Genomic DNA, 15,863 nt, shown 5'->3' on the forward strand with positions numbered 1-15,863 from the left:
TATTCTATTTTCCAAAGCGATAGCTCATAGAGAGTAAAATTTTTCGGTTATCTGGTCGGGAAGAATGATATATAGTAAGGTCGCCAAAAGTACTTGAATAACCCGGGGTAGCATTACGTACTAGTCCATTCATAGCAATTTTCAGCATGGCTCTATCGGCAAAAAGCTTTTTCTCGATCGCTAAATCTAAACCGTAGTTTTTTGCATCTCTTTTTGCTCCTACCGTGATACCCGAGTTATAGTATCCCATTAATTCTGATCGTACCCCCCATGGCAACTCTAGTGTGTGCTTGGTATTGAATGTCCAGCTAGATCCACTATTGTCTAGAATTATATCATCTATTGTTCCTTGATAATCGTTGTGGAACGCATTAAGGTAGTGACTTCCTGTCCACCAAGATGCGAACCTATTGTTATACATAATACTGGCACTGTAATTCATGAATCTTCCAATATTTTCGGGTCTACTGTATGTTTGGTTTTCAGCTTCACCCGCTCTGCTTACAAAGGTGATCACATCCCTATTCCGTGAAACACTTAACGTTGTAAATAACATATTTCTGTAACCATGTCCCACTTCAATCGCATTACTTTTTTCAGGCTTTATTTCTGCATTTCCTTGAAAATAAGTGAAAGCATCTTCGTATACGCGGAAGACATTGACATCATGATCACTAGGTCGTTCTATTCGGCTACTTAACGCACCTCGAATACTGTGTTTCTCACTTAGATGATAAAGAACAAAGGCATTTGGGAAAACGTCGAAATATCTTTTTTTATCTATTTGTGAAGCCGTTCGCTGGTTCGCTTTGGTAAAGGTGTATTCGCCACGAAGCCCAAGTTGATATTCGATCTTCTCAAGTTTCCCAGAATAGGTTATGTAGGCCGCTTGAACATGCTGAGTATATTGGAATAAATTGGAGGACAACAGATCTCTTATCCAATTATTACTTTCCAGCGTATCATTTTGTACGCCATTGTCTATAAAAAGATGCGATAACTTCCAGCCTAATTCCACTTTTTGTAAGTTGGCTAATGGCTTGCTATAGTCAATACGGGCTGAATAAGTGGTGTTACTTAGATCTTGGATATTATGTCTGGCAGAAACCTTGTCAATAGATTGCGTATTTTGCAAAAAATAGGACGTATTATAGAGATTGTTATAGTCGTTTGTATGCGGAGCAAAGTCTACATTTACTTTCAAAAAGTGATCCTCCTCTCTAAATTTCTTACTAAAATTAACGTTGAAAGTTAAGTTGTTGTAGCTTTCGTCGAAGCTGTTTTTTGTCAAAGCTTGCTCGGGCGTGGAAGATGTACCTCGAAAAATATCCATGCCTATTGTTGAAGAGGAAATAAACTGACCCTTGATCCAATTGATACTTGCTTCTAATGTGGTATTTGTGTCGGCCTCATAAATTAGTCCTGTACGAAGGCTATGGTAATTACCTGGTTTAACTAATCGCTCCTCTTGTTGTATTTGACGGGTTTGTATGCCATTTTCTTGGTTAAATATTCGTTCATTATATGAACTTTCACGGGATGCTTCGTAGCCTCTCGATGCATTCATAAATAGATTTATTTTATCTGTTTTATAATGCAATCCACCGCCGACACTCCCCTGTGCTTTACGTGAATGGGAACCTCTTAAAAAAAGGTCTCCTCCAATTCCTCCACGTTTGTTTCTTTTCGTCACAATGTTAATCGCTCCTGCGCTTCCGGCAGCATCTTCTTTCGCAGAGGGGCTACTCATCAATTCGAGTTTAGAGATGTCTCTAGCCTGCATGCCACGTAATAGGCTTGCTAGTTGATTCCCTGATAAATAAGTTTCTCGACCATCGATTCGTACAGTCGCCCCTGTACGCCCCTGTATCGAAAAGTTTCCCTTCCCGTCGGATAGTATTCCCGGAGTCTTTTCCAATAATTCTAAAACATTATTTCCTTCACTAACGACACTTCCTTCGACATCAACAACAAGTTTGTCTACAAGTTGTCGAATCGCCGGCTGTTTACCCTCTATATTTACTGCTAACAACGAGATAGGTAGCGGTTCCAAAATAATAGGCGGAACGATTTGCTTGTCGCCATTTTTTAATGTATACGATCTGCTGAGCTGCGTTTCATGACCAATAAAAGTAAATTTTAAAAGATAACTTCCAGAGCGATCTGCTTTCAGTACATAGTTGCCTTGTTCGTCGCTGGTTATTTGAAGTGTGGCGATAGAATCAGGTAATTGAAGTAGCGTAACGGAAGCTCCTTCAAATGCTTTACCTTCTCGACTTAATACTTTGCCACTGAAGGTAATTTGAGCGGATACACTAATGTGTAAAAAGGAAATAAATAGAGATGTTAGGATAAAAAATTTCATAAATATGTGGGCAATTCTGCTCAAAATTGATTTTGGGGAGCCTCTCTCGTTTATGAGATTATACCCGAGAGAGGCTATCGTGATTTTTAGATTTTTATTTTGTTTATTTTCAATACTGTATTTCCATTTTCAACCGGTTCACCTTTTCGGCCAGCACCTTTATTGGTGATGTAGATCGCGCCAGAATTGGAATCAAGAGAAATCGTATTAGGTAAGCCTTTGGTAGGAATACGTTCTATTACCTCCAATTTATCTGCATCTATTACCGCAACTTCTTGTTTGCTGCGATTAGCGGTATATAATAGGTTGTTTTTCTCATCATAAGTAAGCCCTATTGGAGACGAGTCATATCCCAAATATATTTTATTGACAATTTCACCTGTTTCGCCATTAAGAACAGTTACATTATTATCATTGGATTGGCTTACGAATATTCTGTTGTTTTTCTTATCCAATGCAATGTTTAAAGGGCAATAAGACCAAGTTTTATATTTACCTTCTAGTTTCCCCGATTCGCTATTAAACACGACGATATTTCCTTCCATCGTGTTTGCGTCTGTGCCATAAACAAGTCCACGTTCGGCATCGACATTCAATCCTAAAAGAGAAGCTTCGGGTACCTCAAACGAACGTAAATAGGTGTTTTTAGATCCATCAATCTCCCAAATAGAAGGGTTTCCATGATCAGATACATATACCTTGTTGCGAATTTCATCTACGGCAATCTCTCTTAATTTCGATTTCTCTTTTCCACTACTAATTAAGGTCTGTGTCTTCGTTTTTAAGTTTATTGCACTGACCGATCCTTGTAAGGAATGACCAACGTAAAGTGTTTGTGTTTTATTGTTTAAAGCGATACCGAAAGGAAGGTTTTTTCCAACAGAAATCGAATCTTTGATCGATAAATTTTGGCCATCGAGAACATAAATGTAGTTGTTTTCCTCCTTATTAAAACCCTTTCTGGGACCAGCAACATATACTAGATTATTTGTAGGATTATAAGCTAGCTGATATACTTCGTTTGGAAGTTTCTGCACTTGATCGATTTTAAAATTGGCTTTTCCACTTTCTTGCCCGTAGCTCAATAGTGTTGATGCGCCTAGCGCAATGCTTATTATTAATTGCTTCATATATGTAACGGATTATGTATGTGATATTATGATCTTGATTCCTATAAATAACGTCTTGTCTTCTACAAAAGGATTAAAAAATACCTTCTTTATGTCAAAGGTATTTAGACTTATTTTGAATAACCCTTTCTATAGTAAGTTGCATAAGTACCAGCTTACCGAAGTTGGTAAAAAAAGTTTTTCATTTTTTGTTCGTTGGATGAAACCAATTAAGGATACTTTTCACAGTAAAAAGAAGTTTCTATTGGCAAAGTTTTTGCTTAAAACGACCTATTAGTTGCAAAAACTAAAAACCGTATCTATTTAAGAGAATAATAACATGCATCTTCATCAAGAGTATAAAAAAAAACTATTAGTCTATAGCGCAGAGAATTATAACGGCTACTCGACCTTGCCGGATTTCTGGAGTATGAATGAATGGTTTGACGGTTTGGCACTATTTGAAACGCAGATAGGTCAGGAAAATGCATCGAGAATATATAGGGGATTATTCGATAACGGGGTGGACTTTCCTGCCAATCTGTATTTAGATGATTCCGACTATGCCTTTTTTGTAAGCAAATCAAGAGAATTGTTAGCGCGTTATGGTGAGAAAGATCATGAAGCATGGATTGAATTGGCATTACAGCATATTCTTTGCAGAAGAGATTATATCGATAAGGAAAAAGCATTATTTTTTCTGAAAAAGGCAATTTTAGCGGAAGTTCCAGCAGCGAAAGCGTTGTTTTATTATTACAATAATTTGGGACTATTAAATGAGCTGAATCGTGAAGAGGCGAAAGCCGAGTTAAAAATGTTGGCGGATCGAGGCGATCTCTGGGCTATAGCTTATTTTTCTCATTTGGAGGTATGGACAGATCAGTTTGAGGATGTATATGAGAAAATTCAGGTATTAAAACATAGCGAGGATAATAAAATAGAAAGACATTATTATGAAAGCTTGCAGTTTTATTACGCTCGTCGTCAGGAGCGTGATTTACAGGTGAAAGTGCTTGAAGAAGGAGTGAGAAAGACAGATTCAAAATACTGCAAATTTGTGCTCACAGAGATAAAAAGATACGATTCTCTGCCAGGCGATAACCTCACTACACTTATTCCAGCTTATTTGGAAACTTTTGAATACGGAATTACGGATGCTGCCGTCCAAATTGCATTGATTAAATTGGCTGAAATCTCGACCGACGTCGCTACGAAAGCGGATTATGACGATGTGATATTCTATTTGACGAAAGCATGGGAGTATAATAATAACTACGCTGGTTACAGGTTGGCATGCTTGTATCTGTACACAGATATCATAAGAGATATAGATAGCGGTCTTACGTTGCTGCAGCAATTAAAGGCTGTTGACCACATTGACGCACAGGTGGAATTGGCTGAGATTTATTTGGAAGGACACTTGGTCGATCGAGACGAGAATATGGCACTTTTTCTATTAAGACACCTAGCCGAAACCGAAGTTCCTTACGCGCAATTTCGTTTGGGAAATTGTTACGAGTATGGGCTTACCAATCTTGATGTAGATTATTTAGAGGCCTTCTCATGGTACAAGAGAGCCGCACAAGCTAAATTACCCCAGGCGATATATCAGGTTGGAAGATTTATTAAATATGGCATTCATGGCGAAAATGCCGACCTTTCTGGCGCTATTCCTTATTTTGAAGAGGCTGCAGGACTAAATTTTCCAGCCGCTATAACCGAACTCGGACTTGCCAGTGAAATGCAAAGTCCACCTGATTATGCGCAAGCATTCGTGCACTTTTCGCGTGCTGCAGACTTAGGTTATCCGTATGCTAATTATTTAAAAGGCATATATCTTGAGTTTGATTATCACCAGTCTGGTCAAAAGAAAACAGAAGAAGCTTTTAGCTGTTATAAATATGGAGCGCATAACCAAGACTTAAATAGTATGTATGAATTAGCAAGATGTTATAGGTTTGGAATAGGTACCGCAGGAAATATTGATGAGGCAATCGCTTTATATCGACAGGCTGCCGAAAGAAATCATGTTCAGGCACTAACCGATATGGCGCTTTGTTATGAATATGGTTATGGTGTCGGACAGGATGTTTACCAAGCTCAAGAATTTATTCGTAAGGCAGTCGATCTTGGCTATCCGTACGCTTATTATGTCTTAGGTCGGTATTATCTGGATGGATTGGTAACACAGGATTCGACACAAGCGTTGCAATTGTTACAAGAAGCTGTTCAGAAGAAAGTACCGGAGGCTATGCTTTTATTGGCTGATTATTATTTTTTTGATTACGATCAACAGGGAGAATATGATAAAGCATTTTCGTATTACGAGGAAGCTTTTAAGGCTGGGTATATAACGGATGGTATTGGAATGTGTTATGAATTTGGCATTGGCGTAACAGCAGATGCGTTACAGGCATTTAAGTGTTATAGAGACGGAGCTGAAAAAGGTAATATGGGCGCAATATACCGTTTGGCACGCTGCTTTTATTTTGGAATAGGAGCAGAGATAGATAAGGAACAGGCTTTCCGCTATTTTGATGAAAGCGGACAACATGGCAATATATATGCGAAGTATTTTGCGGGCTTGCAACTTTTACAAGGTGACGGAATTGCTGCTGATCTCGAACGGGCTATTGAATGGATAAAAGAGGCCGCAGAGGCAGATTATCCAGAGGCACAATTTCGATTAGCAAATTGCTTTTTGATGGGAGAAGGAGTTTTTGAAAATGAAGAAATGGCTTTGGGCTGGTTTGAACGTGCAGCAGATAATGGACATGAGGGAGCATTAAAGGTTACAAAAAGAGGTAAAAGATAAGACAGTATATGCAACACGAAAAATCATATTCTTTTCAGGTTAACTTACGGGGCATGATTGCTCTTTTATCGGAACATTTATACAGTGATCCGAATACATTTTTAAGAGAGCTGTTGCAAAATGCTACAGATGCTATTACGGCGATAAAATATTTAGACGAACAGCATCAAGGTGAGATCAAGGTGCACTTGCCGAAAGGAGATAATTCGCAATTTATCTTTCAAGATAACGGTATAGGCCTCAAGGAATCTGAAATTCATCAGTTTTTAGCCGTAATTGGCGAAAGCTCGAAAGGAAAAGATGTCTACGCTGCGAGAGATTTTATAGGCAAGTTTGGGATAGGTCTACTTTCTTGTTTTGTCGTCAGTGATCAAATCGTAATCGAGACAAAATCGGCTTTAGAACAGGTACCTCTACGTTGGATTGCAAATGCTGAAGGAGATTATGCCATCGAAGCCCTTGAAACAGATATGCCAATCGGAACACGCGTAATTTTAACACCCAAGGAGCAGTATCTCTATATTTTTGAAAAGAACTATATCACGACTAAACTTCGGTTTTATGGTGATGCCCTTCGTGAGAAAATTTCGCTCATATCGGAAGAAGGCTGTGACGAATTGAATACAAACGATCCACTTTGGTTAAAAAAATCGTCAGATAAAAATGAACTGCTCGATGTCGGAAAGCGCGTGTTCAATGTAAACTTTTTGGATGCCGTCTCTTTTAGCACAAATGAAGGCGAATGCCAAGGCGTATTATATATTTTACCCTTTAAAACGCAGTTCAGCACAAAACAACAGCATCGTGTTTATTTGAAACGTATGTTCTTGTCCGACGAAGATCAGGGACTTCTCCCAAGTTGGGCCTTCTTTGTTCGGATGTTGGTGAATACAGAAGCATTAAGTGCCACCGCCTCGCGTGAATCGTTGATGAAAAATGAATCTTTAAGGAACACGAGGTCGGAAATAGCGTTGATCCTTAAGGACTATCTTAAAAATGTAAAACAAATTGATCTGGTTATTTATACAAAAATTATCCAGACTCATTTTTTACATTTAAAAGCATTTGCGCTGGAGGATATGGATTTTCTCGATATTTTTCTCGACGATATCCCATTTGAAACGAATAGAGGGTTAAGAAATTTTAAAAATATTGTTGATTACCAAGATATAGCATACTACTGCCAGGATTTTGAAGATTTTAAACAAATCGATAGAATGGCGGATACACAGAATCTACTGCTAATCAATGCCTCTTACACCTTCGATACAGAATTACTAAAAAAAATAAGGCAACGCTATCCTGTCTATCAGATAAAGGAAATGTCGCCAAGTACACTGTTGGATACTTTTTTAGTGATGAATAAAGAAGAAGAAACGCTCTGGGATAAATTTTTTAAGCAAGCGCAGCGCGCTTTGGATCTACACGCTTGTCGTCTTGAACTGCGAAAGTTTCAACCGAAGGATACGCCCGCAATCTTTACAAAAGCGGAACAAAGTAACTTTGAAAGTACAATTAAGCAATTGAAGGAGAATGCGAATCCATTTGCTAAGATGTTGAAAGCATCAAATAATAAACGAACAGAGATAAAACCGATCTTATGTTTGAATGTGAACAATGAATTGATTCAAAGTATAAAAAATATTGACGATGATTATCTCCTACATGCGATGATAGATGTATTGTATGTGCAGGCAATGATTCTAGGCAAATATCAGGTTGGTGAAAGGGAAATGAAAATAATGAATGAGGCCTTAAAAAATCTGATGGTAATGGGGATGACTAATTTTGCTAATATTTAAAATATAGAAAATGTACACGCTTAAAATACAGCGAATAATAAACCAAATAGACCGCGTAGATAATACTGTGGAGAAAGTTAAATTATTAACACAGGCTATTCAAATAGCGGATGAAAATGAAGATATAGAATGGGGGTATGATTTGAGGTTGGAACTGATCAACAACGAAATTGACCTCGCTTTTTCGGTAGAGTCTCTGCCTGCATTCGCATGGATTTTGCAAGCATATGATGAAAATCCTACGTTATTTAGTGAGGATGATTTTTTGTGGCAGTATAAATGGATGATGTCTGAACTTTACGATAACCCGGATGTAAGCAGAGAACAAATTGATGCTGCTTTGATTGACTTCCAAAACCGATTGGAAAGAAATGGATATGGTAAGAGGGCTATCCATAACGAAGAGCTAAGTGATGCTTTGGTTCAAAAAGATTTGGGTGCGATAGGACGAGCGTTGCAGTTGGTTAATATGCAAGAGCGAGACGATATGAGCGATTGTCAAGCTTGTGAAATGGATGCTGAAGTATCGGCAATTCTGCTTCGTGAGGGGTACGATAAAGCTTATGCTAAAGCTCTCCCTCTCATTGAACGACAATTTACTTGTGCTCATGTCCCTTTGCGTACAAGTGTTAACTTAGCGTATGCTGGTTTTAAAAACAATCAATTCGAGAAAGCACAACGGATGGCAGAGGAGGCTGAACAGGAAGTTTATAAAAAAGAAAAAGACAGTTCTATCATGCTTTCAGCAATCAAACTGGCCACATATTTTACTTACGTAGATAAAAGCAAGGCCAAGACCTGGTTTCAACGTTACTTGCCTTGGGCCGATGGACCAGAAGATCGGTCCACTTTTCAATTATCTTGCCTCGTCGTAGAAGCGATGAATCTTTTTCCCTCGGAAGAGCGGTTTGAATTTGAACTCAGTGAGACACATAGTCTCTATCCAAATAAAGAATCTTATAGTGCAACTGAATTGGCTATACATTATAGTCGGCTTGCACTACGACTTGCTGAACGATTCGATATTAGAAATGGAAACGATAATTTCAAAAAACAACTTTCAGATTTTGTTCATATAGGATAGGAATATCCTGAAAAGTAATATGGATGGGTAAATTTTTTGTATGGTTTTGGATTGTATTTTGCCTCTATTTTATTTTTGCACATCCAGCAATAATATACTATGCCGGTGCTCCGGAAAATGATTATTTAGCAGCTGTTGATCCTGTTGTAGCCTTGACGTATTTAGGAATCAGTTTCACCCTCTGGACCATAGTATTCGTGTTATCTTTTTGGATTATTCTGAAGTACACGGTTTTTTTGAAAAGAAATAGGAAGAAATTGATGGAGGAAGGGAGGAGGCTAAAAGGAGAGATTATCGAAGAAAAAATATTGAGATCCTCACGAAAAGGACCTTCATTAAAGAAAATCATTTTGGCAATAAACAATTTACAAGGAGAGGCCATTACACACACTTTTACGTTTACAGATACTAAACCTGATGATAGGCGTTATGAAAAGGGGAAGATTTGTTATCTACGTGTCGATGATTCCTTTAAGAAAATGCCTTTTGTTGTCTTAGAAGGGAGCTATGGAAAAATTCGTTGGTCCTTTTTTTTATGGTGGATTTTATTTCTCGCGGCAGTAATCTCTTATTTTTTGTTTGCCTACGCAACTGAAAATAGCGGTTTTGGTTGGCGTTTTTTAACCTTTTGGCATCCACTGATTATAATTCCTTGTTGCATACTTTTCTTTTCTGGACTAATTTTTACCGTTTTTAAGTTCCTTGTTTTCAAAAAAATGAATATTAGGTCTCAAGACAAACTGAAATTTAACGGAAAGAAAACGACAGCAACGATACTCGATGTACAGCAAACAGGGACTTACATCAATGATCAGCCCGAATTGAGGTTTACAATCCAATTCTTTGATTATATGGGGGAAAAGGTACTGACTAAAATAGATAAAATTATTTTGTTGATCGATATTGCCAGAGTCCAAACAGAAAAAGAGAAAGATGTCTTTTATGACCCTTCGAACCCAAGGGATGTTGCTTTTGCTGATGATATGATTAAAATATAGATACAAATGAATATGCGACTCACTTTTATTATATCAACTTTAGTAACCTGTGGTTTAAGTTTATCTTGTGAATCTTTCATTAAAAGCATTAAGGAGACGAATAGAGGAATCGACAGGAAGACTGATTCTGTTGTATTTTCCAGTTCGGTAGAAGATCTTAAAGAAAAAAAATCTATTTTTTTAGAAGATATGTCTGCCTTGATCGAGGTCGAAAAAGCCTTCAGAAATCGTCCGGAACTGAAAAATAAATCAATTAAAATTTATGGCTCGATTCATTTTTATAACGATTATCGTATTTCGCTCGCTATTCAAAATCCGGATAACCCGACTTATGTGGATGAGTATAGCTATCGGGATCAAGCATGGTCAGACCCCAAACCTGTTATTCTTTCGAAGTATGAAAAAATAGCAGAACGTACCATTGATCTTGATAAAATACCATTTAAATACGCAAATAATGTGTATAATATTTTAAAACGAAAATCGCAGGAAATAGGGAGTAAATCCACGGATTATACCGTGTACGTCGTTATAAACAAGCAAAAAATAAGATGGTATCCGGGTTCTATAACGAGTGATAGATCGCGCTATTCGATAGAATTTAACGATGACGGTACACTAAAATCTTTTGAACAAGATTGACGAATGTCCGTATTTTTTAGGTATATGTCATTGCTGCAATCGGGTATCATACGAGTACAGCGATAGTTGCCTAATGTTAATAAAAGTTTCTTAGAGTTCATTTTTTACTGATTAATACGATTTAGCTAATCATTTTATAAAATCAATTTAATATTTCCATAACATTAGACTCTTAGGTTTGCTGGAACTATTAATAAGTGAAAAAATGTATTCTAAACCATCCAGACTAATCTGGTTGTTGCTTTCGATAGGCACTGCGTCCCTCCCGGCATACGCAAGTAGCTCAGAAAATAACACCACACTGATTCATCAATTTGAAAAAAATCAGGAAAATTTAAGGGGAAAGGTGCTCGATTCCCAAGGAAATCCTATTGCAGGTGCCACGGTTATTAATGTAAGAACCAATCAAAATGTACAAACAAGTATCGACGGTACGTTTACGATATCCGGTACGATAGGCGATACGTTATCGGTTCGATATATAGGATTTAATTCTGTGGATCAGAAAACGTTAACAGCAAAAGATATTACTTTTTCATTAGAATCACAGTCTCAAGCAATAGATGAGGTTCTTGTGTCCATTGGATACCAACGCGTGCGTAAATCTGATGTAACGGGTGCTATTGCTAGTGTAAAAGCGGAAGAATTGAATTTATCTTCACCTAAACTCTCGCAGGCTTTGGTCGGTAAAGTTGCTGGTGTTCAAGTTATGCAAACCAGTGGTGCTCCCTATGATGGCACAAAGATAAGGGTGCGTGGTATGGGCTCTATCATTGCAGCTTCAGATCCCTTATACGTTATCGATGGTTATCCAGCGGGAAATAACCTGAATATAAATCCTAACGATATTGAGACAATTGATGTATTGAAAGATGCTGCCTCGGCGGCTATTTATGGTTCACGAGCAGCAGGAGGTGTAATATTGATTACAACCAAAAGAGTTAAAGATGGAAAGAGTAATGTGGATTATGAAGCATTAACGGGCTTTGGTCAACTTTCCAAAAAAATTGACCTCCTTAATGCAGAGGAATTTATTGATCTCCTTATTGATGGACGAAATAATGCCTATAAAGACCTTGTTGTAAATAGAGGCGGGACATGGACAGATGCAATGCGTCTAGATAACAATACAACACGTGTTGCCCGTGTGGGGAATGCTGGATCTGTATCAATTCCAGAAGAATACTATGATTTTGATACTGGTACGGCAAAAAAATCACTATATGATACAGATTGGCAGGATGCATTGTATAGAAATGCTCCTTTTCAACGACATAACCTGTCAGCTTATGGAGGTACCGACAAAACACGCTACTTGATAAGTGGCGCTTATCAAAACCAGAATGGGATCATGTTGGGAACCGACCAGCAGACCTTCAATTTTAGAACAAATGTTGATTCTAAAGTGAATGATAGGTTGACTGTAGGTGCCAATGTTTCATTTACATATAATGATAATAACGAGGTTACTACAGGTCGTTATGATCGAAGTCCTTCCATGGCGGCATTACTTTATTTGCCTACGCTGCCTGTATACAATGAAGATGGCAGTTATGCACAGTATCTGATGGCGGATCTATCGGCAAATAATTATGGTATCCAAAATCCGGAAAATCCGCTAGCTTATGTGACCATGATTAAAAATAACCGTCGGGGTAAACGCGGTTTGTATAATGCGTTCGCTGATTTCGAAATCTTCTCTGGTTTAAATTTAAAGGTGAATGGTGGACTTTCAACTTATGATGAAAAATACGATTATTTTCGCCCGTCTAGTATTTCTGACGGTAATAATCGCCCTTTTTCTGATCCCGCCAAAACGGCGGCTTATGCCGATGCTCGAACAAGAAATGAGATTGATAAACTGGTAGAAACAACGTTAAATTACAATAAGACTTTTCGCGAAAAACATCAGATCAATGCGCTTTTAGGATATTCAGCGCAACGCACAGATATCGATCAGATTCTTATGCGTGCTAATGGTTTCCAGAATGATAAGATTGGGGAGATTACCGATAAGGGAGCTGATCCAGGAAACTTTCAATTGATTAAGGGTTCCGAAACCAATCCAGATACATTCAAACGTACGACGACATTACAATCATACTTTAGCCGTGTAATGTACAATTACGATGCGAAGTACTTTTTGTCGGCATCGTTCCGTACTGACGGCTCTTCAAGATTTGGATCACAGACAAAATGGGGTACCTTCCCTTCGGTTTCGGCAGGTTGGACACTCTCTAATGAAGAATTCTATAATAACTGGCTGGGTTCAGCTTCTTCCGTTAAGTTGCGCGCAAGTTGGGGATTAAGTGGAAATAATAATATTGGTGACTATAGAAATGCGACAACTATGAGTTCTCCAGGCGGAGTTATTATTGGAGATAATGTGTCAACAGCCTATTGGCCGAATGACTTTCAAGACACTAGATTGGGTTGGGAATCTACATCCCAATTTAATGGCGGTTTAGATGTTGGTTTGTTAAATGGTCGCGTAAATATTATGACGAATTTTTACCTCAGTCGTTCTTTCAATTTGTTGTTCAACCAGCCTGTCTCGGCGATTTCTGGGGCGACATCGGTCTTAACGAACATGCGTAATAGCAAAGTAGAGAATAAGGGCTTTGATCTACAAGTCGATGCAACACTGATTAAAAAAGAGGATTTCCAATTAGGCTTTAGTGGAAACATAAACGTCAATCGTAATAAGGTCCTCGATCTTGGCGGCGCTGCAACAATTATGACCAATGGAGCAGAGCGCTCGTACATCACACATATCACGCAAGAAGGAAGTCCTATCGGTATGTTCTATGGTTTTCAAGTGCTAGGGGTTGCTACAGAAGAAAACTACAATACGGTTGCTCCTTCTGCCGGATCAACAAACCCGATGCAACCGGGCGATCTTTACTTTGAAGATGTAGACGGGAATGGTATTGTTAATGATGCTGATAAACGCGTGATTGGCAATCCACATCCTGATTTTACCTACGGATTTGCCCTAAATGCAAGTTACAAAAGTTTTGATATTCGTGCTTCATTCAATGGATCACAAGGAAATCAAGTACTCGATGGATACGATTATTATTTGTACAATATGGAGGGATCCGGAAATCAGTATGCGGATGTTGCACAACGTTATCGGTCGGCGGAAAACCCGGGAAATGGCAAAGTGTATAGAGCATCTCGTGCAGGAACTCAAAGCAATAGTACGCGCCTTTCCTCCTTCTATTTACAAGATGGTTCTTTTTTACGGATGACCAACGTGATGTTAGGATATAATATTCCACAGTCATTAGCCCAGAAGCTGAAAATATCTGGTGTACGCGTGTACGCAAGTGTGGAAAATCCTTTTACGATTACGAAATACAAAGGGTATAATCCTGAACCTGATTACAATCAGCGTGGAAATTTAACACCGGGCGTGGATTATGGTTTGTATCCTCTTGTACGTGGTTATAATTTAGGACTAAAAGTTACTTTTTAATTGAGAAAGATCGCCTATTTTTTAATGGGTTTTAAAAAAAAGACAATGAAAAAAAGATATATATTACCCTTTCTCCTATTGAGTTTGGTATCATGTAACGATGATTTTCTGAACCAACTGGATCCCAATGCAGTCGTTGTGGAAAAATTTTTTGAAACAGAAAATGATGTTTTGCTAGCGGTGAATGGTGTTTATCAAGCGTTACGCTCAAGTAACAATATTGGAGAGAGCAGTACACTTTTTAGTGAGGAACGCTCTGATAACACAGGACGGGACGATAACCAATCCAATGCGGGGGAGCCTTTTCAATTTAATGATTTTTCTATCTTGCCGAGTAACTCTTATTTGAAGTCGCACTGGGCAAATATGTATGATGGTATTTCACGTTGTAATACTATCCTATCAAGAATCGATCAAGTTCCTTTTAGCAATGAGGATGTCAAAAAACGTTACCTTGCTGAAACGAAATTTGTTCGTGCCTTGCTCTATTTTCACTTGGTGCGTAAGTTTGGAGATCTACCATTGGCAACCGTAGAGGTCACAAACAAAGAACAGGCTACTGCACTCGCCTATAGACAGCCAGAAGCCGTCATTTATCAACAGATAATTACCGATTTGACAGAAGCGCTCGATAGCAATTTGCCAAATACGCAATGGGAATATGCTGTGGGAAGAACTTCGAAGGCGGCTATAAATGCAATTCTTGGACAAGTTTATCTTACGATTGGTTCTACAGTCGCCGAAGGGCAGGCAGAAAACTTGCGGTTAGCAGAACAATATCTGACCGCAGCTTATGGTATGCGTACTTTCGGCAAATTGAATGAAATTCCATATGAAGAAGTGTTCGACGTGGATAATAAATTGACCTGTAAAGAATTGATATTACAGGTACAATATTTACAGGGAGATCAAAACTACAGTTCCTCTATTGCTCGTAATAATCAAGCCCGTGGAGAGACTATTAACTCGCAATACCCTTCTACAGGCATCGGTGGAAATGTGAAAATGGACTTGGTAAAAGATTATGAAGAGAGTGATTTACGGAAAAGCTTTTCTATAAAATTTGCTAGTGATCCCCAAGTAAACGATTGGTTTATTACGAAATTTCGCGACAATAGTACAAATGCGGGGATACAGGGATTTGGAGGTAATGACTGGATTTTGATTCGTTATGCTGATGTGATGTTATTGTTGGCTGAAACTAAAATGAACCTAGGTAAGGATGCTGAGGCTATTGCTTTGTTGGATGAAGTGCGTGAAAGAGGAGGATTGCCGAACTATGCAACATCAAGAAGTAATACGGCCTATACGACAAAATATCCTACGCTTAAAGACGCGATACTGCATGAGCGTCGCGTAGAACTTGCTTTTGAGAATCATCGTTGGTTCGATCTGATACGTAATTATGATGCCACAGAGCTTGTCAGCTATTTCAAGTCGAAGAATCAATCGGATTATGGAAACGCGAAGCTCTCCAATATGAGCACAAAAGATCGGTACTACCCTATTCCGTACGACGAATATCAACTAGATCCTATACGGATGTATCAGAATCCAGGCTATTAAA

At 38.4% G+C, this 15,863-nt stretch carries 9 protein-coding genes; 7 read left to right on the forward strand and 2 right to left on the reverse strand.

The genetic code is table 11. The annotated features are described in order from the left end of the window. Window positions 1-4 precede the first annotated feature (4 nt). Together ACSZOX_RS08580 and ACSZOX_RS08585 are read right to left on the reverse strand one after the other, a co-directional pair. Complete coding sequence (locus ACSZOX_RS08580) at window positions 5-2,365, reverse strand: outer membrane beta-barrel protein (RefSeq protein ID WP_437919463.1); 2,361 nt, start codon at window positions 2,363-2,365, stop codon at window positions 5-7. Between the two features lie 86 nt (window positions 2,366-2,451). Then, the gene (locus ACSZOX_RS08585) at window positions 2,452-3,495 is read right to left on the reverse strand and encodes a YncE family protein (protein ID WP_437919464.1); all 1,044 of its coding nucleotides are present in this window, start codon (window positions 3,493-3,495) and stop codon (window positions 2,452-2,454) included. A 319-nt stretch (window positions 3,496-3,814) separates the two neighbouring features. Between ACSZOX_RS08585 and ACSZOX_RS08590 the strand changes: the two genes are divergently transcribed. The 7 genes from ACSZOX_RS08590 to ACSZOX_RS08620 all read left to right on the forward strand — a co-directional run bounded on the left by ACSZOX_RS08590 (window position 3,815) and on the right by ACSZOX_RS08620 (window position 15,862). Beyond that, window positions 3,815-6,289, forward strand: a complete 2,475-nt coding sequence (locus ACSZOX_RS08590; protein ID WP_437919465.1) for a tetratricopeptide repeat protein — start codon at window positions 3,815-3,817, stop codon at window positions 6,287-6,289. A gap of 8 nt (window positions 6,290-6,297) precedes the next feature. Continuing rightward, window positions 6,298-8,091: an HSP90 family protein gene (locus tag ACSZOX_RS08595; protein ID WP_437919466.1), complete on the forward strand. Its 1,794-nt coding sequence runs from the start codon at window positions 6,298-6,300 to the stop codon at window positions 8,089-8,091. A 10-nt stretch (window positions 8,092-8,101) separates the two neighbouring features. Further along, window positions 8,102-9,175, forward strand: coding sequence for a hypothetical protein (locus tag ACSZOX_RS08600; protein WP_437919467.1), 1,074 nt, complete (start codon window positions 8,102-8,104; stop codon window positions 9,173-9,175). A 23-nt stretch (window positions 9,176-9,198) separates the two neighbouring features. After that, the gene (locus tag ACSZOX_RS08605; RefSeq protein WP_437919468.1) at window positions 9,199-10,173 is read left to right on the forward strand and encodes a hypothetical protein; all 975 of its coding nucleotides are present in this window, start codon (window positions 9,199-9,201) and stop codon (window positions 10,171-10,173) included. 6 nt (window positions 10,174-10,179) lie between these two features. Further along, on the forward strand, window positions 10,180-10,815 hold the full coding sequence (locus tag ACSZOX_RS08610) for a hypothetical protein (protein WP_437919469.1): 636 nt from the start codon (window positions 10,180-10,182) through the stop codon (window positions 10,813-10,815). Between the two features lie 205 nt (window positions 10,816-11,020). After that, a complete protein-coding gene (locus ACSZOX_RS08615; protein ID WP_437919470.1) occupies window positions 11,021-14,296 on the forward strand; it encodes a SusC/RagA family TonB-linked outer membrane protein in 3,276 nt (1,091 codons plus the stop codon). Between the two features lie 45 nt (window positions 14,297-14,341). Beyond that, complete coding sequence (locus ACSZOX_RS08620) at window positions 14,342-15,862, forward strand: RagB/SusD family nutrient uptake outer membrane protein (protein ID WP_437919471.1); 1,521 nt, start codon at window positions 14,342-14,344, stop codon at window positions 15,860-15,862. Window position 15,863 lies beyond the last annotated feature (1 nt).

This window comes from Sphingobacterium sp. LRF_L2, from assembly GCF_965644235.1.
In the GTDB taxonomy this organism is placed as follows: Bacteria; Bacteroidota; Bacteroidia; order Sphingobacteriales; family Sphingobacteriaceae; genus Sphingobacterium.